Genomic DNA, 18871 nt, shown 5'->3' with positions numbered 1-18871 from the left:
CTTAAAGGGATTTGGCTGCTGCGTTGGCTGGAGTTAACGGGTCTTCGACCCAAACAGAGGGCAGCTGGCCAGGCTGATTTGGAAGCTCCATCAGTCCCATTTCAACCAGCCGCACAACATTCGCCAGGGTGTCCACCAGGGATGGGTCGAAACGAGAGGCGCTGTGGTGGCGACATTGCTCTAGGGCCTCTCCTAAACCCAGGGCGGGGCGATCGCCCCGTGCCTGGGTGAGCTCTTGAAAATAGCTCACTAAACCTAAAATTCTGGACTCGATCGGAATCGCTTCCCCCTTCAGGCCATCCGGGGTGCCGCTGCCATCCCAATATTCTAGAAAATGACGCACAATCGCGGTTATAGGAGCGAGTTCCGCCATGCTGCTCAAGAGTCGTGCACTCAGGAGGGATCGATCGCGCCACATGGATTGAATCGAAGCATCTAGCTGCTCCCGCGGTCGTAAAAACAGCTCCTGGGGCGCCTCTGCCAGGCCAATGCGAAACAGCAGCCCAGCCAGCCGCAGGCGTCGCAGTTGAAGCGTGGACAGATCCAGCAGTTGCCCAAGTGTTTCACTGAGTGCCGCCACCTGTAGCGAGGCAACGGGATTATCGGTATCTTGTTCATCGACCCGCCGCGCCATCCTCAGAAATGCTTGCAGCTTGCTGGCAGCCAGATTGCGGTTGAGCTTGAGAGCTTGCCCTTCGAGCTCCCACATCTCCTGGGTTTGTCGACTAACGGTCACCAGCTTTTCTTGACTGGTTTGCAGATAGGAGACGATGCGGGTGACCACATTGCTCAGGTCAATCTGCCCTGGCCTTTGCACCTGGGCAATTGCTGCCTGATAGGCTTGGAGCTGATCAGCCTGCTGGGAACTGTAGGGCCTCATCCGCTCAATGAGGATATGGGCTGCTGCTTCAACTAGCTCGCGCTCAAAGGTCCAAAGGCCGTAAAACTTCCGCTCCGCATCCACCCCAGGGATGGACTGGGGATGATAGGCGGCTTCATCCAGTTCATGGCAGAGCACCATTGCCGCATACTGGGGAGCCAGGATCACCAGATTCCATTCGTTAACCAGGGAGTCCTGGGGATCGAGCGGGCATAGGGATACCTGCTCACGCTGGCTAGTGCGGTGTCCAATTAAACCGCTGTCCTGGACTGCCGCGATCACCACATGGCGACAGCAAGCAGCCAAATCCCAATAGCGGTCGGCTTCCTGTAAGTACCACTTACCCTGCTGAAAGGTCACCAGGACCAACGGTTGCTGATGGGGATCTGAGGAGCAAGTGTCAAGAATATGATCTTCTAAGGCATGGCACAGTGCAACCAGGGTATTTTTGAAATACACTCCGTAGCTGGAGGGGAGTTGTCCCGAAGGACATAATTGTTTGAGCTGGTTCAGCGTTGACTCAGGTTGCATGGTAGCCGGAGCAGGACATAGAGAGAGATCCAAAGGCGAGCCTTGCTGGGCTGCGGGAAAGCCAGCACAGCATTGGTTGCATCCTATAAGGTAACACTGATACCAGCGATGATCTTTTTTTATTAATTCATGGCGCTACTCTTGATCAACCTCACTCCGGACAATCTCCCCTCTTTTCTATGGCTGTGGAGAATTGCAGCTTGGTCCATGGGCCTCTCGGTCACTTGCTACGGACTTTTGGCTGTGCTGGGGCTACTCTGGCGATCGCAGCGTCAGTCACGCCAACGATCGACCTCTCCCTGGATTCGCCGTCTCCACTTTGGGTTGGGGGTCCTCCTGGTCCTCCTGGTGTTAGGACTGCTGCTGATCGGTCTGGTGGGCACCTTGGGGCACTACGGAAGCCTCGGCCATTCCTGGCATTTACCGGCCGGTCTTACGGTGGTCGGTTTAACCCTAATCTCCGCCTGGTCCGCAAGCCAGATCCATCCCCAGCGCCCCTGGGCAAGACCCCTTCATCTTCGAATGAATGTTGCCCTTGGGGTTGCCTTGATTTTGGTTTCCCTATCCGGATGGTCTGTGGTCCAGAAATATTTGCCCTAGTCTGGGGGAATGGGACTATTCCAGCGTCCCCTCAAGGATTTTCAGGTTCGAAGGGCTGCACCGGCAGATCATTGCTCGTGGCTCGCTGGAGCGCTGCCAGGGCGCGATTATAGTCAAGAATTGCCGAGATCAAATTGCCTTCGGCCCGTGTTAGGTCAGTTTCTGCCTGAATCACCTCTAACTGGGTGCCAATGCCGGCCTGAAGTCGAAGTTGCGCCAGGGCTAGGCTTTCCAAGGCAAAATCCCGTTCATTGCGCGCTGTCTCAATGCTTTCCAGGTTTTCCTCCAGGGAAAAATAGCCCTGTTCCACGGCAAAGCGAATCTGATTTTTTTGATCGGCATACTGGGTTTCGGCAATGCGAATATTCTCATCTTCAGCCTGCACCTGAGCCCGAGACTCCCCTCCATCAAAGGTATTGACATCCACCTGAAGACCGAGGTTGTAGCCCACTTCTCCCTGAAACCCAAGGTCGCCCACGCCCTGCTCCGCGTCACTGGCAGAGGCACTGAGGCCAGCAAAGGTTCGCAGACGAGGGCGTAGACTGGCCTGAGCAATGGTGCGACGTTCCTGGGCAATCTCTCGAGTGAGCAGAATCTGATCTAGCTCCACTCGATTATTCAGGGCGACAAGAATACTTTCGGGTAAATCCATGGACCAGCGGCCTCGGGCCGCGACGGCATCGGTGGGCACAAGATTGACCGTTGACGGTAAGCTGAGGGTCTCTGCGAGTTGACGCTGGGCGATGAGTTGCAGCCCCTCGGCAAAGGTTAGCGCCTGCTGGGCATTGGCAAGCTGCACCTGGGCCTGTAACACCTCAAACTGAGTGCTAACGCCCGCTTGTTCTCGCAGGAGCGTGTTGCGCAAGGAGGCCTGAGCATTGCGCACGGCATCTAGGGCAACTCGCAAGAGTGCGCGAGCTTCTTGCAGGTCGTAGTAGTCATTCGCAACATTTTGGCGCAGCTGTAGTCGTAAGCGATCAACGTCAAGCTGGGCAAATTCAAGCTGTTTTTGCGCGGCTCGAATGGTAGCCGAACGCTGGCCTCCAGTCAGAATGTTGTAATTGAGCGAAACACTGGCTCGAATGGTGTTCTGAATGAGATTGTTAAGGGCGGCCACACTGGTCGGCGAAAAGGAATCAAAGGGAGATAGAGGCCCCACTGTATCGGGGGAAGGGAGAATGGCAGACTCACCGGCGCGCTGCTGGAGTTCGGTGACCTGCTGGTCAAAATTATCCTGGCCAGATAGATCCGTATCTCCTCGCAGGAGTACCCGTAACCGCTGCAGCTGCTGACGAAACTGCTGCCGGGCCCGCTGACGCTGACGCTGAGCATTGAGCTGGGTTTGCCGCTGCACCTGGGCTTGCTCCCCTGAACGCACCGGTGTCGCAGCCGGGTTAAGGCTGAAGTTAGCATTATCGCTGCGGAAGGCGCTGCCTCTCGCGGTCACAAAGGGAAGCTTGGCGGCTTCGGATTCCTCCAATGCGGCTTGACTGCGCTCAACTTGAAGCTTTGCCACCTTGAGCTCTTCGTTGTTTCTCTCGGCAATTTCGGTGGCGGTCTCCAGGGTCAGGGTTTGATCCCTAGACGCCGGGGGTAGGGCTTGGGCCACTGACGGTGCGGCCACTGACGGTGCGGCCACTGACGGTGCGGCCTCTGCTCGGGCGGGCGCAAAGGGCGTCGAGATTAACATGGGCGAGATTGGCATGGGCTCAACCACGCTGACTGAGCTGCCAATTATTCCAGCACCGATGACTCCTCCTAGGAGTAAGGCTCGGCGAGCAACGATTCGTCGGAAATTCCCCATGCGGGTTAGGTCATTCATCAGCGCTACCTTGTACAACGTTGCAGCCTAGTGTTTTTGGACTAGACTGCCTTCGGACTGAGATTGCGATGCATGACCCCTATGCACTTGCGAGCTAGATATCTAAACTTCTGTAAACATAGCAGTTTAAGGCTGAGGATGTCAGCAAATCCCAGAAATTTGGTGCGACCTTCCTCAACTAACCCCACCGTTTGAAGGATCGCAGCAGGGGGGAAGGTCTCAGGTGATAATGGGAGTAGCGTTAACGATAGAACCCCATGAAATCGCGGCGACCGAGGAGTCAAGATAAAGTCCTAAAGCTACTGAAACAGCAAAATTCTGAACTATCGGCTCAGCAGGTCTATATGCAGTTGCGAGGCACGGACCATCCTCTGGGATTAGCGACGGTGTATCGTGCCTTGGAGGGACTCAAGCTGAGCGGCACAGTCCAGGCTCGCCTCCTGGCCAATGGTGAAACTCTCTACAGTCTCACCCAGGCTGACCGCCATCATTTGACCTGTGTTCAATGCGGCAACTCCATTGCGCTTCAGGACGAAGAGTGTCCAGTTCATGCCCTGGAACAGCAGCTACAACGGTCCTCTCAATTTCAGATTTATTACCACACCCTTGAGTTTTTCGGGCTGTGCGTTCCTTGCCAGAAGCAGCAAAATGAACCCCAACCTAAAGCTAAAATGACCTAGAAGGCAGGCGGACTAGGGGAGAGAAAGGGGGAGCCTTCAGAGAGTGCATTGAGCAACGGGCTGGGCCTGGCAATTCGGAGATACGATCGCTGCATTGAACCCAAAATTTAATAGAGTGTTCTATGGGGCAAGTCTTAGGAGAATCCACTTGAGCTGCATCAATCTCGAAGCCAACCCATTGAATTTAGACACCATCAATCAAACGCTGTCCCAGCGGAGTGCTGCGGAGATCATCACCTGGGCTGCCGATGTATTCGGATCTCAGCTGGTGATGACCACCAGTTTTGGCATTCAGTCCGCGGTTATGCTGCATTTGGCAACCCAGATTGTGCCAGATATTCCCGTGATTTGGATTGATACTGGCTATTTGCCCCCGGCCACCTACCGCTTTGCCCAAGCTTTAACAGATCGGCTACATCTTAACTTGCAGGTTTTCCAGGCCACCCTGAGTCCGGCCCGCATGGAGGCACTTCATGGACGACTCTGGACTCAAGGAACAGTGGAGGCGCTCAATCTTTACGATCGCATTCGGAAGGTGGAACCGATGCAGCGAGCCCTGAAGGATCTGGGCGCCCGGGCCTGGCTGGCGGGTCTCCGCCGAGATCAAACCACCTACCGGCAAAATCTGGGACATATCGCTCGTCAGCAGGAGATTTACAAGATTCATCCCATTTTGGCCTGGAGCGCTCAAGAGGTGGATCAGTATCTCAACGCCTATGACTTGCCCTATCATCCCATGAAGGACATGGGCTATGCCACGGTGGGCGACTGGCATTCCAGCCGACCCATGACCGACAAGGATGAGCATGAACGCCAAACTCGCTTCCAGGGCATGAAGCAGGAGTGTGGACTGCATTTACCCCAAACCCAGGAGGAATCAGATAGCTTTGATTCCAGCTCACTCTAATGCCAAATCCCCTGAATTGCCCCTCACCGTAAATGACAGACCCTGATATTGAGCGGGGGGCTGTCCCTCCGCAATCGAGGTTGGATCTTCTCGATCTCAATTGCGCAGGAACTTCAGCTTCTCAATCTGTTGGGTAAATCGCTCTGTAATCAGGCTGATAATCGGGCGATCGCGGACTTTGATACTAGCGCTAATGGCCATGCCCGATTGCAGCGCCAGTTTCTCCTCCGATTTGCGCACCTGCAGGCGTTGATTATCCAGTTTGACCCGCACCGGAAAACTAGGATAGGGGCGAGTTTCCGTGGGAGGTAAGGCATCGGATCCAATCCAGACGATTTCTCCCTTGACATCTCCATATTCACTGTAGGGAAAGGAATCAATGCGGATATCCACCGGCAAGGGCTGATCCTTTGCCTGTTTCAGCAGATAGTTATTCTGCAAAAAGCCAATATCGCGGTTGGTGACGTAGAGTTTTGCCTCTAAATCCTCAGAGGGCACTACCTTCATAATCGGTTCACTGGTATTGGCCACAAAGTTGTTGCTGGCCTTGAGATCAAACACAACGCCATCCACGGGGGAGCGGATCTCTTGATACTGGAGCGTGAGACGCGCTTGGTTAAGGCGATTATCAATTTCTGCAATTTGCTTCTCGTTTTCCACAATTGCTTTGGTGAGCTGACTGTCAATTTCGTCAATCTGCTTTTGATTCTCCGCAATGCGGGTCAGGAGGTCTTCCTGGTTGGTGGAATCGGTGTTGTCAACCTGGGCCTGAGCTTGTTCAATTTGTTTTTGAATTTCGTCTCCTTCCCGACGAATCTGGTTTTCTTCCTGGATCAGCCGTTGGTACTCTTGCTTGAGTTCATTGAGTTCCTTAACCGCCCGATCATAGGTGGCCTGAGCCACCTGAACTTGATCCTGCTGACGCTTAAATTGTAATCCTGCGATCGCGCCTTTTTCGTAGGCATCGGTAATATCAACCAGGGTGGCCCTCTCAAAGGTCAGGGTTTTGTTGCTGCTCTCGATGCCAATCTCCTGTGCCTGTTGGCGCGTTAGGTTCTGTTGCTGCTGGGTCTTGATTTGCTGGAGGCGAGATCCGTTCTGCGCTTTTCGCTCTAGCAACTGTGCCACCTGTAACTGGGCAGCCTGCGAACTACTGCTCTCGCGGGTCCGACTGGCGATAATCCGCGATCGCTGCTCCGGCGAAAATTGACTGAGGTTCGTGGTGCCGCTAATCTGTGCCCGGTACAGCACATTCTCCTGCACCAAGGCCTGACGATTTTTAGTCAGCGAAATAAATTTAGCCGGAATCTCAACGCTAACATCGCCTCCCGATTCTCCCTTCAGCTGACGGCGATAAAATTCGTTTTCCTGCAGCAAATCTCGGCGAATCTTCTGGCTGGCTTTCAACTCGGATTGGGCCGCTTGGGGATCAAGGGTTGCCAACACCTGCCCCTCCTTAACCGAGTCTCCATCTTCAACCATGACTTTTTGCACCACCCCCCCCACGGGCACCTGTACCTCCTTCACCGCTCCCCGCGGTTCCAATTGTCCCTGGGCTGGGACGGCCTCTTCAATTTTAAAAATAAAGGCCCAGGCTGTGGTCAGCGTCGCCACCGAAATGATCAGCCATACGATTGCACGGGACCAGACGGGGGACTGGCGCAGCACCACGGGCCGGTCAAAGGCTTCTACGTGAACCGGTGTGGCTTCGGCCCTCGGTAAAGGCTGGATTGCGGTTGTCTCTTGCTTTGCCGGTAGGGAAGCGGGGACAGGCGTAAGGACGGTGGTGGAAACTGGAAGGTCCTGCCCCTGGGATGGGTCAGCGGGGTTCGAGGAGAGATCTTCGCGATCGGTCAACCCCTGGGCCTGCTGGGACTCAGCATCACTATGGGCGTACTTTTCAAATAGGCCGGGGCCAAGCTGCAGGTAGCCCTTCTGGACAAATCGAATGGCGTGGAACAGCTCCGCTGCAGGCGTATTTTTGAGCAGATATCCGCGGGCGCCCGCCTTCAGAGCTTGCTGAATATAGGCTTCATCTCCGTAACTGCTAAGAATGAGTACCTTCACGTCCGGGTAGCGCTGACTAATTTGTTTGGTAGCTGTCAACCCGTCCACGTTCGGCATTTCAATATCCACAAGCGCCACGTCAGGCGCCAGGCTGCCCGCCAGCTCAACCGTCTTCTCGCCGCTATCTGCGGTACCGATAATCTCAAAATCCGCCTCTGGCTCCAGCATATATTGGAGTTTCTGACGAACCGTGATGCTGTCGTCAGCCAGCAAAATGCGAATCATGACTTTCTCCTTGTAGATCCGTTTGAGTGGGGCTAGACATTAAAACACTAGGAATAGACTGACCTTGTGGCTAGAGTGCAGCTTCCTGCTGTTGATACAGCCAGTAGTAGCGACCCTGCTGAGCCATCAGCTCAGCGTGGGTTCCCATCTCCACAATTCGCCCTTGATCGAGCATCAAGATTGTATCGGCTCCTCGCAAGGTTGCCAGACGATGGGTCACAAACAAAATAGTGCGATCGGCAAAGGCAGAGCCCAGGTTTTGAAATACCTGGCGCTCTGCGTTAAAGTCCAGTGCGCTGGTGGCTTCATCCATAATCAGCAGCTGCGGATTTTGCAGAACCGTGCGTGCAATGGCAATTCGCTGGCGTTGCCCCCCGGACAGCGCTGCCCCCCGCTCTCCCACGCGGCTGTTATAGCCCTGGGGCAGTTCCATGATGAAGTCATGGGCAAAGGCAATCGTGGCCGCCTGAATAATTTCCTCATCGGAAGCATCGGGCTGGGACAGGGCAATATTCTCGCGCACCGTCCCATCAAACAGGAGACTATCCTGGAGCACAATCCCAATCTGTCGTCGCAGAGAGTAGAGTTCCACTTTGCTGATGTCATAGCGATCAATCAGAATCTGCCCAGACAGAGGTTCGTATAGGCGCATCAGGAGTTTTACCAGCGTACTTTTGCCCGATCCGCTTTGTCCGGCAATTCCCACAAAGGTACCCGGCTCTATGGTGAGGTTAATATTGTGCAGCTGCAGGGGACCATGGTCTTTAAATCGGAAGCACACATCTCGGTAAACAATCGCCCCTTGCACAGGCGGCAGGGGAATATTATCCCGCTCTTCCTCCCTCACCTCCTGGGGATGATCTAAAATATCGCTCAGGCGCTCCAGGGAGAGAGCCGTTTCTTGGAAGTTTTGCCAGAGCTGAATCAAACGCAACAGGGGACTGGTGGTGTACCCGGCAATAATTCGAAAGGCAATGAGTTCTCCCAGGGAAAGCTGCTGACTAATGACCAGGTAGGCCCCGACCCAGAGTAGCAAGAGTCCAGACAGCTTATTGAGAAAATTACTGACCGATCCCGCCGTCGTTGAGGTGATCACCGCGTCAAATCCAGCACTGATGTAGCGGGAATAGCGTTCCTGCCAGCGCCAGCGGGCCTTGAGTTCAATATTTTGAGCCTTGACGGTCTGAATGCCCGATACGGCCTCAACGAGATAGGATTGGGTTTCTGCGTTACGTTCTGCTTTCACCCGCACCTGGCGTCGAATGAGGGGGGACACTAGCAGGGTGAGCAGGGCAAAGAGCGGCACGGTGGCGAGGGCAACAATCGTCAACAGCCAGCTGTAGATCACCATCACCACAATGTAAATGACCGAGAACACCGCATCTAAAACGACGGTTAATGCGGTTCCGGTGAGAAACTGGCGGATATTTTCCAGCTCATTGACGCGGGTCGCTAACTCTCCCACGGGACGGCGGTCAAAATAGCCTAAGGGAAGACGCAGTAGGTGATCAATGACCTCGGCCCCCAGGGACAGATCAATGCGATTGGTGGTGTCAACAAAGAGATAGGTGCGAAAGGCCCCCAGCAGAGCCTCAAACAGGGCTACAACCAGGAGCAAAATGCCCAGGACATTCAGTGTTGAGATGCTGTTCTCCACCAGCACCTTGTCAATAATCACCTGGGTGATTAAGGGATTGGCCAGCTGGAACAGCTGCACCACAAAGGATGCCAACAAAACTTCCGTTAAGATGCCCCGATGTTTTTTGATCGAGGGCCAAAACCAGTTCAGATTAAATCGCCTTTGCGGGGTCTGATGGGTTTTCTCCAGCAGCAAAACCCCACTGTCTGGAGTCCAATGCTCAAGAAAGGCTGAGGTTTTTTGCTTGATCAGGCCATGCTCCGGAATGCCCAGGGTCACCTGCTTTGCGTTGGCGTCATACACGACCGCGATACTGCCATCGACCAGGGTGAGAGCTGGACCAGGAATTTGGGCAAAGGCGTTAGCGGGCACCTGAACCAGGTTGGCACGCAGGCCCATGACTTCGGCAATGGCTCCGCACACTGGTAAGGAGATTTCTCCCTGGCGCTGGATTTGGCTGACCAAAATTCGGCGGATGACATCACGGCGAAAGGGCAGGTTCAGAAACTCGCTGAGCATATGGAAGCAGGCCAGGGGCGCATCAATTTGGCCGCGACCACTGACAAAGGGATAGTCTTTGCGCCCACGGGGGGATTGGGGATCAGCACGCTCAGGCCGCTCCGGTGCTTCCGGAATATTTTCCCAGTTCAGGGCCACGGGCTGGGTCACCACCGCTGAAGACTGCCGGGCCGCTTCTTGGGTCCAACTGGGCAGGCCCACCAGCCGGTAGTCCCCGTTGGGGAGGGAAGTCCCCGGCGATCGCACCTGCTCCTCTGTGAGCAGTGAACCCGGCCTTTGCTCTGGTCCGCGGCTGATGTACCAGTTCAAGCTTGGGTCAAGGGGGGCCGCCTCTGGGGAAACGCAGGCTTGATGCAGCACCGCCCTGGGCCAAAGGGTCAGGGCTAATTCCTTGAGGTTGGTTTGGCCCTCTGCATGGATCTTGAGCTGCTCTCCCAGCAGATCAAACACCTCCACCAGACCAATTTGATGGCTGTAATATTCAGCCACACTTGCTTCCTGGCGACAGAGCGCCAGAAAATCTGGAGCCGATAGAGTCAAACAGATGGTGTCTGTGGAGGCAATGGCCGTTTCGCAGGGCACCTGACGTACCAACCCCACCCAGCCCAGGGCATCTCCTGGATTGAGGAGGCTGAGGGTAACCGGTTGGTCATTGCGCGGGTCGGATCCGAGTAATCGAATTTGGCCCTGAAAAACCAGATAAAACTGGGTCGGTAGCGATTTTGCTGTGAGCACCGTGCGGCCTAGAGGATAGCGCAGGGGCTGAAACTGTGCGGCAATTTCCTCGACGCGCGTGAGGGGCATCTCACGAAACCCAGGAACGGTTTTAAGGAAGTCCGTAACGGTGGTGTTGGAGTTGGTTTGCATTACACGACTGCGGCCTGACTGGGGTCGATCACTTCAAGTTGAGTTTGTTCCATTTGCAAACGAAGCCAATCTTGAAACTGCTGTTCAACGAGCCGCTCCCGTAATCCATCATCCAGAGTGGCGGGCAGGAGGCGTTCAAGTTTGACCAGGACAATCCATTGGTCAATGCGAAGGGGAGGACGAATTTTGCCGGGTTCGCTGGAGAGCAGTACCTGAGCTAGTTTAGGGTGAAGCTTGGTGACCTCAACTGGACCAATCAGCCCCCCGGTTTGCGCTTCAGGCCCCTTGGAGTAGGTGGCCGCCACCTCGGAAAATCCCTGTTCCTGCTCCTGGAGCCGGAAAAAAAGCTCCTGAGCAATCTCTGAACTGTCAGTCCGCACCAGGGAATAGACCACCTGATCAAACTTCTCCTTTTCCTTGAGAAATAAAGACTCCACCTTCGCCCCCCAGGTTTGCTGCTTAAATCGCTGGAGCCGAAAGGTGCGCAGGGCCAAGGCCTTAAGCTGATTGGGGGTCATGCCATAGTGATCTCGCCAGCGCTGCTGGGCTTGGGGATCTTCTAACTGATTTTGTAGGCAAAATTCCTGTACCGCTTGCTGCTCCTCTTCGGCAGACAGATCAATGTCCTCTAGGGCCTGCTCAATCAAGCACTCTCGCAGAAACTGAGGCAATAGCTGATACTGTTGCAGCAAAGGAATAATAAGTTCAGAGGAAAAGACGCGCTGGCCAATTTTGTATTGCCTGGTCATAAATCAAGGATGAATTTAGAACGCGATCGGCATAGAGTTAAACATACATGATTCCCTATGAGACTACCCTAAGGTACTTTTGATTGTGCGAAGATCGGTTGACCCAGTTTAAGAAACTTCGCACTTTAGGGTCGGTCGCGCTCAACACCCTTGTCCTATCTCAGGGTCAGAGATCGCAGGTTTCTTGGAAGTCTAAGCTTGAACACTAAGCTTAAACACTAATTGGAATCGAGAAACACGCCGAGGGCATTCTGGACACGAGCCGCCGTCACGGGATGGCGGTCGACCAGTCTTCCTCCCAGGTATAGCGTTGTGGAGCTCCCCCCATCGAGATTGAGAGCATTGACGCCCCCCATGGCCTGGAGCACCCTGGCCCATTCCGTTAAGGTGGGACCGGCTCCACCCACGCGGTTGTGACTGGTTACCAACAGAACTGTTCCATCGGCACGCTGGGCGATCGCACTGCGAGGGGCGGCTGCAGCCTCAAAGGCACGCTGAAAGGATTCAGCCTCTACATTCAGAACCACTTGGCTATTGGCCACCAGGAGCGGCCCTGCCCCCATAATATTGGGAAATGCCCCCAAACTGCTGGGGTTTGCACTCCACTGACTCTGGTAGGTGGTTCCCGCAGCCAGGGTACTTTTGACATCCAAGGATCGAGCCACCAAGAGCGATCCGTTGCGGGGGATGGGAAATTCCGCGGCACTGCTGCTGGCAACCTGACTCACCACGCGGTTGTCCACGACGGTCACGATTTGCTCGGTGCCCAGGATTGGCCGGTAGGTTCGTCCCCAAAGGGGGGTATAGCGAGCAATGCCGGCCTGGGGATAGCCGCTATCCTGGGAGACAACGGTGAGGCTTTGTCCCGTGGAGGTGGCGAGGGTTTCCCGTAAACTGAGCCGACCCACCTGCACCTGCCCAGCATCATTCCAGGCAATGACCCCACGGTTGAGAATGGGGCTAGAAATCCAGGTGCCGTTGCGGCGGATGGCTCCGAGGGGGGTCTGGCGCTTTTGATCAAAAAAACCGGCATTGATGGCCGCGGCAGACTGCGCCCTTGCTGCCGTTGAGAGTAAAGGATGCGTGCCCACAAGCTGGTTGGGATCGTTCCCCCAGATGGGTTGTAGCTTTAAGCCTCCCTGGTTTAAATTGACTTCCAGCCAGGAAACTGGAAAGCGCTGGCTGCCCAGGGAAATCACGGACTCACGCCAGCGCAGACCCGGTGCCCAGGCAATATTGCGCGATCGCATCGGGTCTGGACGAATATCCACCACCAGGCGCGGTGGATTACTCAAGGTCCACACTTCCGGGCGCATTCCCCCGGCGAAGGAGGCCTTCAGCGTAGTCTGCCCCCCGCTTTTGGCCATACCCAGCGAGAGGAGGCCGCCTCCAGGGTTGGTGTTGACTCCCTGGGTTGCGGCACTGCCCAGGCTGGCATCCACGGTCAGGGTCAAGTTGCGGTCCGTTTTTCCCGAGCGACTGTTGGTCAACTCCGTTAATCGCCAGGGAGACGGTCGATCCAGCTCTAGCACAATGCGTCGCCCCCAGGGCTGGATGCCGGTTTTTAGGGTCCGTACTTGAGCCGACCCCGAATTGATCACCAGGGCATTCCCGCGGGGCTGGACTTGCCACCCCAGGCGCTGGCTAAACTGCGAAATGTCTAGATACCGCACCGCTCCATTTTTGGGGAAATTAGCTGAGAGGGTTTCCGCTTGGGAAGAATACCACTGCACGGGCTGCTGTTGGGGCGTGCTGTTATCTAACAGGTATAGCCCGAAATCCTCCTCTAGGTCCCCATCGCTAATGGCCAGGGTAGTAGATCCGGCCGCTGAGCTTTGAAACCAATATCCAGGATAGGTTTTACCATTTAAGATGATTTGATTTCCACTGCTGGTGTTTGCCCAGGCCGGCAACACTGAGAGGGTGAGAAATCCTGCCGTTAGGCAGGACCGAAGAATCGACATACCCAAATTTGTCCCCATACGAAAGCTTCTTCCCTAAGGATCAACTGCCCCATCTGGGGAAGAAGAACCAGCCGCTTCCTCCTGGGATTGAATGACTTGACGCTGCTTTTGATAGAAATTGTCCACCGCTTTGTTGAATTGACGGTTTTGCTCCTTGGCATATTCAGCCGGACTCCTGCCATTCATCTGTTGAATCTGATTAATCAGGTCAAATAATGAGGAGGGCGTTCCCTGTCCATTGAAAACCTGTTCGGGACTGTTGGAGGTACTATCGGTTTGGCTGCCTTCCCAGGGACGCAGATCGCTGGCGTTGGTTTGGGCCAGGACGCTTCCTCCTGCAAAACTCCAGAGGGTCAGTCCTGCCAGCACCCCTAACTTTTTGAACGAAATCGTATCCTGTAGCATTTTTTTCATCCCAAACAAAAAAATGTGCAAACAGTGACCCTTATCACCTCTGGTTGAGGAACAATAAGGCAGGTTGGAGAAGCCACCTGTGAACTAACGGGATGGGGAACATCTGGTCCCCACCGATTCGTCAACGGGGTCTTTCTCTAGGTCTGTGATGATGACCGGTTTGTTCCGGCATTGTAGACCAAACCAAGGTTAACGTATCATCATTGTGGGGAAGTGCTTTGCTTATGCAGCCTGATATTGTCTGTGACTCTCTAGATGGAACTAGAACGTTGACCAAGGCAAATCATCCAGATTCAGCAACCCGCTTGTCTCCTTGGGTAGGATTTATTCCTCAGGTAGCCGCGACCGAGGACGGGGTGAAGCCATCCCCCACACGGTTTCGCAGTACCTTTGAGGGCGTCATGGAACTGCGGGGCGATCGCGCTACGGTGATGACCTACCTGGACGCTCACCAGGGGTGGTTTTGCCGCTGCGCTCAGCCCATGCAGGTGCATCCTCTGGGCGATAACGGTTACGAAATTGTGGTGGGACGATACGGATCCCACGGATTTGAAGTGGAGCCAAGGATTGGGCTTCATCTATTGCCTCAGGAAGCAGGGGTGTACCGAATTGAGACGCTGGATCTCGGAGAAGGGAGCCATCAATGCTATCAGGTTGACTTTAATGCCTCCCTGGAACTGGTGGAGGATGCGGGTTCTCACCCTGACAATCCCCTGACGCGGGTGGAATGGGTGTTGGATTTGGGCGTTGCCCTTCAGTTTCCCAAGTTTATCCATCGACTTCCCCAAAAGCTGATCCAGTACACGGGCGATCAAGTACTGGCGCAAATTGTGCGTCAGGTCTCCAAGCGCTTAACGGCGAAGGTGCAGGATGATTTTCACCGCACCCAGCTTGCCTAGGAAGAGCCGGTGCCTGAGACTGCAGATCCATGATTCCAGGATGATTGCCTAGTCTGACTCAGCGGCATGACGCAGCAGTTCCTCAGGGTAAGCTGGCCCGAAACTGCGTTAGGTGTTGCTCCAGTCGCGCAGAGTTTTGACTGGCGAGAATCTCGCGGTCGAAGAGGCAGCCTGCCACCCCAACGGCGATCGCTCCGGCCTCTAAATAGCGGCGAGCGGTGGTCTGGGTGACGCCGCCAGTGGGAATCAGGGGAATATGTCCCAGGGGACCTTGGAGATGGTGGATGTACTGGGGGCCGCCGACGGACTGAGCCGGAAAGACTTTCACGCCGCTAGATCCCGCCCTCCAGGCTTGAATAATTTCCGTGGGCGTCAGCGCTCCCGGCACCATGGGAAGGTTCCGCTGACGAGCCTGCGCAATGAGCGCCGGATCGGTGTGGGGGGTAAAAATAAACTGAGCCCCCGCCGCGATCGCCTCCTGCAGATCTGAGCTTGAGAGAATGGTGCCGACGCCGATGCAGCACGCCGGGTAGCGCTGGCGAAGCTGGTTCACCAGATGGGCCGGGCGATCGCTATTCCAGGTGATTTCCACCATGGAAAACCCCGCCTGCACCACCGCCTGAGCCATCCACAGCCCCTGCTGCCAGGCGGATGTGCGAATGACCGCGATGGCCTGGGCCTGGCGCAGACGATCGAGCCAGGGGAGTGGGTCTGGGTTAACGACTGGCATAGGCCGCAAGCGGCTCGCGAATCCAGCGGATATACAGATGTTTAAAGGTGGATCGCAATACCCGCGGCGCGCCAAAATCAATGGGCGTCAATTTTTCAGGGATCTGCCAGTCCGTGATCGCCAGTGCCTCTGGCTGGGCTAGGGGAAACTGAATCTGTGCAAGCGTGGGGCAATACCCGAGGCGATCGGCCATGCGCACCGTGGGTACCCGCCATGGATCCACGCCCAAAATTTCCACCAGCCCTCGGTCCAGGGCAAAAACATGGTCAGAGGCGGCTAGCAAACCCAGGGGACGAGGGGTGCCCCCGCTCGGTCCGTTGCCCTCGTGGCCGATAATGCCATCGGCAATCGTCAAGTCTGGTGCAATTGCCCGCGCCGTTTCCACCAGCATTTCGCCAAAGCGATCGGCATTTTTGCCCGCTTCCAGGTGCCACCAGGCCTTCATCTTGCCGGGTACGCAGCCAAACAAATTCTTAACCCCTAGGGTGAGGGTTAATTGGACATGGGACTTGATCTTGGGAAGATTAATCACCACGTCTGCCTCCATGGCTTCCTTGCACAGCCGGAGGTGATCAAAGCTCTGACTCACACTCTGGTACCGCTGCCCCTGAAATTCAACCACTGGAATGTTGAGGTCCTCGAGTAAAAATTGGTATCCGTTGGCCCGAGCCACCCCCAGCGCGCTTCCAAAGGCGGGGCTATCTCCCAAAAATGGGGATCCCCCAGCTGCGATCACCAGTTTAGCCACGGCATAGACCAACTCGGGTCGAGTGGTGCACTCTCGCCCCGGCTTCGCTCCAGTCAGCAGGTTAGGCTTGAGCAGAACGCGATGACCAGGCTTGACAAAGGACTCGATTCCCCCCCAAGGTGCCAGAAGGCGGATCACCTGGGCTTGCAGGGCCTCAAGCGCGTAGGAATTGGCCGACAGTAAGCTAACCGTTGCAGTCGTAGGCAGGGTCATGGGCAGCAGGTAAGGAGGTCAGGGGTAACTGGGCTCAGCGTGTTATGAATTCAAGGCCAGCCCCAAAGGTAACAGGCCCCTCCCCTCAATTGGAAGGCGCAGAGCTGGATTCTTCTCCCGTTTCTGAGGGGGCGGAACTGGCTTCTACCTCGCGGGGGGATTGCTGCTCAGCTAGGCGCTGGGCATTGCGTTTGCGATCGGCTTCGACAATATCGGCCAGGGTTTGCCGGGCTTGCTGCACCTTTTCAAGATTGGCTCGATAAAATTCAATATCCTTGGTCAGCTTGTCTAGGGAAAGCGGCAGGATCGTGCCCAGGGTCGTCAGGTTCTCCTTAAGGGTCTCTTCGGATTTAATCGCTTCTGGGGCAACTGTTTCCAAGAGGGTGTACAGGCCAATGCCAAACAGCCGACTATATTTGAAGGAAGGAGAATCCGCGATCGCTTTAATTTGAGACTCAAATTCTCCGCCCCCGGAAGTGGCGGCTGAGGTAAACCAGTCCATCAGTTGAGACAGGGACTGAGGCCGAACCGTCTCCAACAGATGCTTCGCGTTAGACTTAATCGTCTCTGGCTCAAGGGCCTCAGCCCGGACAAGGGCCTCAAAAATACTGTCAACATCCGCTGCCGGTTCGTAACCTTCCATGAATCGGTTAAAGGAGGTCACAATCCCGAGGGCATAGATTGCATCGTAGCGAAAGTCTGCGTTGACCCGAAGTAAGTGCATCTCCACGAGCAGTTCCTCTACAACGCGCCGATACACTGAGTTGACAGGGCGGGTATGGCGGCTATAAAACGCACGCTTGGTATCAGAGACGGTAGGCAGTGTATTCACAATTTAGAGGTGCAATCAGGATCACTCTTTACAATAACAAGTTTCTTCTCCCCGATTTTGGGGAAGGTAGGAATTCTGAGGAAAGGATTGATTTTCGGTAGGATAGGTTTAAATTGTTCCGATCTCTGCCTGGGGGAAATGGGTGCAGAGGTTCAAAATGGGTCGTTTAAGACCGCTGTGAAAATAACGCGCCACAGGGTTTGACTAGAGTTTAACCAGCGTGAATCCATTAAGATTGCCAGGGAGTTTTTATGATGTCTCAGATTTTCAACGCTCAATTGGGTCCGTTGACCTCCCCATGCCGTTCCTGGGGACGGCGTTCCATGGCGCAACCCATCCGACTGCTGCTGGCAAGCTTCGTGGGGAGCGGGGTGCTATTCACCAGCGCGCTTTTGTCCCTCCCGGTCATGCCTGTGGCGCAGGTCCAGGCCCAAACCCTAGATGCGGCCTTTCAAGAAGGCGGCAAAAAGTATCAAGCAGGGGACTATGCTGGGGCGATTAAAGCCTATGATCGCGCCATTGAGATTAATCCCAAACTGGCCGTTGCCTACCTCAATCGCGGCATTGCTAAATGGTCCCTGAATAACTACAGCGGCGCTGAGCAGGACTTTGACACGGTGCTGAAGCTAGATTCTAAAAATACGGCGGCTTTGCTGGGACGGGGGGGGGCAAAACTGGTCCGTCAGCAATATGCGGCAGCCGCGACGAATTTTGAGGCAGCCCTGAAGCTAGATCCCAAGCAGACCAACGCCCTGCTCGGCCTGGCAGAGGCTAAGGCGGGACAGGGGAATTTTCAGGGCGCGCTGACGGACCTCAACCGAGCTTTGGATCTCAAGCAGAGTGCTGGTCTGTATCTGCGTCGAGGGCAAATTAAGGCCCAGTTTGAGGACATTGAGGGGGCGATCGCCGACTATGATCAGGCCCTCAAGCTTGCCCCTAGGGACCCTGCGGCTCACATGGCTCTGGGGGATGCCAGGTTTGCTCAGGGAGATTTGCAGGGGGCACGGGCCAACTATGGAGAGGCAATCCGGCTTGACCCCAAACGGGTTTCGGCCCACATCGCCCGAGGCACAGCCCAGCTGAGTTTAGGGGAAGAAGAGGCGGCACTGGAGGACTTCAATGCAGCCCTGGCGCTAGACCGAAATAACCCCACCGCTCTATTTCGACGGGGGCTGACCCAGGCGGCCCTGAAGAACTCCGAACAGGCCATTGCCGACTATAATCAAGCGATTGATCTGGGCCCTGAAACCGCTAGCCTCTATTTCTATCGCGGGAATGAAAAGCTGATTGGGCAAGGGGATTTGCAAGGTGCCATTTTGGACTATGACCAGGCTCTGCGACTTGATCCCAAGTATGGTCAGGCTTACCTCTATCGGGCGTCTGCAAAGTCGAAACTGGGTGATTTGGCTGGCACCCTGGCCGACCTGAGACAGGCGAAGCAATTCCTAGAACAGTCGGGCAATACCGCCCTAGCCCAGCGTGCCCAAGCGGATCTAGATCGCATGCAGGGCCGATCCCCCAGCACAACGACCAATCAACCGGAAGCGTCCCCTGAACCCACCCTCACCCCAAACCCTTAGCCTTA

Annotated in this window: 15 protein-coding genes; 5 read left to right on the top strand and 10 right to left on the bottom strand. The window is 55.3% G+C overall.

What is annotated here, in order from left to right; genetic code table 11:
• Position 1 precedes the first annotated feature (1 nt).
• Positions 2 to 1411 carry an HD domain-containing phosphohydrolase gene (locus tag QQ91_RS13620; RefSeq protein ID WP_166275472.1) on the bottom strand — a complete coding sequence of 470 codons (1410 nt, stop codon included), beginning with the start codon at positions 1409 to 1411 and terminating at the stop codon, positions 2 to 4.
• Positions 1412 to 1540: 129 nt separating this feature from the next.
• Between QQ91_RS13620 and QQ91_RS13615 the strand changes: the two genes are divergently transcribed.
• On the top strand, positions 1541 to 2011 hold the full coding sequence (locus QQ91_RS13615) for a DUF4079 domain-containing protein (protein WP_166275470.1): 471 nt from the start codon (positions 1541 to 1543) through the stop codon (positions 2009 to 2011).
• A gap of 31 nt (positions 2012 to 2042) precedes the next feature.
• Here QQ91_RS13615 and QQ91_RS13610 read toward each other — a convergent pair whose 3' ends face one another.
• The gene (locus tag QQ91_RS13610) at positions 2043 to 3833 is read right to left on the bottom strand and encodes a TolC family protein (RefSeq protein WP_166275468.1); all 1791 of its coding nucleotides are present in this window, start codon (positions 3831 to 3833) and stop codon (positions 2043 to 2045) included.
• 257 nt (positions 3834 to 4090) lie between these two features.
• On the opposite strand from QQ91_RS13610, the gene QQ91_RS13605 reads away from it, so the two are divergent.
• Both QQ91_RS13605 and QQ91_RS13600 read left to right on the top strand, forming a co-directional pair.
• Entirely contained in the window at positions 4091 to 4513 is a 423-nt protein-coding gene (locus tag QQ91_RS13605; protein ID WP_166275466.1) for a Fur family transcriptional regulator, read from the top strand.
• Between the two features lie 148 nt (positions 4514 to 4661).
• Positions 4662 to 5420 carry a phosphoadenylyl-sulfate reductase gene (locus QQ91_RS13600; RefSeq protein ID WP_166275464.1) on the top strand — a complete coding sequence of 253 codons (759 nt, stop codon included), beginning with the start codon at positions 4662 to 4664 and terminating at the stop codon, positions 5418 to 5420.
• A 96-nt stretch (positions 5421 to 5516) separates the two neighbouring features.
• Here the strand turns inward: QQ91_RS13600 and QQ91_RS13595 are convergent, their stop codons facing one another.
• From QQ91_RS13595 to QQ91_RS13575, 5 genes are all read right to left on the bottom strand, one after another.
• Positions 5517 to 7712: a response regulator gene (locus QQ91_RS13595; RefSeq protein WP_166275462.1), complete on the bottom strand. Its 2196-nt coding sequence runs from the start codon at positions 7710 to 7712 to the stop codon at positions 5517 to 5519.
• Between the two features lie 70 nt (positions 7713 to 7782).
• A complete protein-coding gene (locus tag QQ91_RS13590; protein ID WP_166275460.1) occupies positions 7783 to 10737 on the bottom strand; it encodes a peptidase domain-containing ABC transporter in 2955 nt (984 codons plus the stop codon).
• Positions 10737 to 11486 (bottom strand): peptidylprolyl isomerase, encoded by a 750-nt coding sequence (locus tag QQ91_RS13585; RefSeq protein WP_166275458.1) that lies wholly within the window; start codon positions 11484 to 11486, stop codon positions 10737 to 10739. Before QQ91_RS13585 ends, QQ91_RS13590 begins: the two co-directional genes overlap by 1 nt.
• 218 nt (positions 11487 to 11704) lie before the next feature.
• Entirely contained in the window at positions 11705 to 13450 is a 1746-nt protein-coding gene (locus tag QQ91_RS13580; RefSeq protein WP_166275456.1) for a phosphodiester glycosidase family protein, read from the bottom strand.
• A gap of 33 nt (positions 13451 to 13483) precedes the next feature.
• Entirely contained in the window at positions 13484 to 13855 is a 372-nt protein-coding gene (locus QQ91_RS13575) for a hypothetical protein (RefSeq protein WP_166275454.1), read from the bottom strand.
• Between the two features lie 233 nt (positions 13856 to 14088).
• Between QQ91_RS13575 and QQ91_RS13570 the strand changes: the two genes are divergently transcribed.
• A complete protein-coding gene (locus QQ91_RS13570; protein WP_166275452.1) occupies positions 14089 to 14763 on the top strand; it encodes a DUF1997 domain-containing protein in 675 nt (224 codons plus the stop codon).
• Between the two features lie 82 nt (positions 14764 to 14845).
• Here QQ91_RS13570 and QQ91_RS13565 read toward each other — a convergent pair whose 3' ends face one another.
• The 3 genes from QQ91_RS13565 to psb29 form a co-directional block, all read right to left on the bottom strand.
• A complete protein-coding gene (locus QQ91_RS13565; RefSeq protein WP_166275450.1) occupies positions 14846 to 15493 on the bottom strand; it encodes a bifunctional 4-hydroxy-2-oxoglutarate aldolase/2-dehydro-3-deoxy-phosphogluconate aldolase in 648 nt (215 codons plus the stop codon).
• Complete coding sequence (locus QQ91_RS13560; RefSeq protein ID WP_166275448.1) at positions 15480 to 16454, bottom strand: Npun_F2552 family protein; 975 nt, start codon at positions 16452 to 16454, stop codon at positions 15480 to 15482. The genes QQ91_RS13565 and QQ91_RS13560 overlap by 14 nt, the downstream gene beginning before the upstream one ends.
• A gap of 85 nt (positions 16455 to 16539) precedes the next feature.
• Positions 16540 to 17286 carry a photosystem II biogenesis protein Psp29 gene (gene psb29, locus QQ91_RS13555; protein WP_166275446.1) on the bottom strand — a complete coding sequence of 249 codons (747 nt, stop codon included), beginning with the start codon at positions 17284 to 17286 and terminating at the stop codon, positions 16540 to 16542.
• Positions 17287 to 17609: 323 nt separating this feature from the next.
• Here psb29 and QQ91_RS13550 point away from each other — a divergent pair, with 323 nt between their 5' ends.
• Positions 17610 to 18866 carry a tetratricopeptide repeat protein gene (locus tag QQ91_RS13550; protein ID WP_166275444.1) on the top strand — a complete coding sequence of 419 codons (1257 nt, stop codon included), beginning with the start codon at positions 17610 to 17612 and terminating at the stop codon, positions 18864 to 18866.
• Positions 18867 to 18871 lie beyond the last annotated feature (5 nt).

It is taken from the genome of Lyngbya confervoides BDU141951 (genome assembly GCF_000817775.3).
In the GTDB taxonomy this organism is placed as follows: domain Bacteria; phylum Cyanobacteriota; class Cyanobacteriia; order Thermosynechococcales; family Thermosynechococcaceae; genus Lyngbya; species Lyngbya confervoides.
Note: the sequence above shows the minus strand (reverse complement) of the source record. Positions and strands in the feature narration are given on the sequence as shown.

Coding starts and splice junctions, on each gene's coding strand:
- QQ91_RS13590 (WP_166275460.1), bottom strand. CDS start 10,737: ATGCAAACCAACTCCAACACCACCGTTACGGACTTCCTTAAAACCGTT.
- QQ91_RS13560 (WP_166275448.1), bottom strand. CDS start 16,454: ATGACCCTGCCTACGACTGCAACGGTTAGCTTACTGTCGGCCAATTCC.
- QQ91_RS13610 (WP_166275468.1), bottom strand. CDS start 3,833: ATGAATGACCTAACCCGCATGGGGAATTTCCGACGAATCGTTGCTCGC.
- QQ91_RS13605 (WP_166275466.1), top strand. CDS start 4,091: ATGAAATCGCGGCGACCGAGGAGTCAAGATAAAGTCCTAAAGCTACTG.
- QQ91_RS13585 (WP_166275458.1), bottom strand. CDS start 11,486: ATGACCAGGCAATACAAAATTGGCCAGCGCGTCTTTTCCTCTGAACTT.
- QQ91_RS13575 (WP_166275454.1), bottom strand. CDS start 13,855: ATGCTACAGGATACGATTTCGTTCAAAAAGTTAGGGGTGCTGGCAGGA.
- QQ91_RS13550 (WP_166275444.1), top strand. CDS start 17,610: ATGGCGCAACCCATCCGACTGCTGCTGGCAAGCTTCGTGGGGAGCGGG.
- QQ91_RS13615 (WP_166275470.1), top strand. CDS start 1,541: ATGGCGCTACTCTTGATCAACCTCACTCCGGACAATCTCCCCTCTTTT.
- QQ91_RS13570 (WP_166275452.1), top strand. CDS start 14,089: ATGCAGCCTGATATTGTCTGTGACTCTCTAGATGGAACTAGAACGTTG.
- QQ91_RS13580 (WP_166275456.1), bottom strand. CDS start 13,450: ATGTCGATTCTTCGGTCCTGCCTAACGGCAGGATTTCTCACCCTCTCA.
- QQ91_RS13595 (WP_166275462.1), bottom strand. CDS start 7,712: ATGATTCGCATTTTGCTGGCTGACGACAGCATCACGGTTCGTCAGAAA.
- QQ91_RS13565 (WP_166275450.1), bottom strand. CDS start 15,493: ATGCCAGTCGTTAACCCAGACCCACTCCCCTGGCTCGATCGTCTGCGC.
- QQ91_RS13620 (WP_166275472.1), bottom strand. CDS start 1,411: ATGCAACCTGAGTCAACGCTGAACCAGCTCAAACAATTATGTCCTTCG.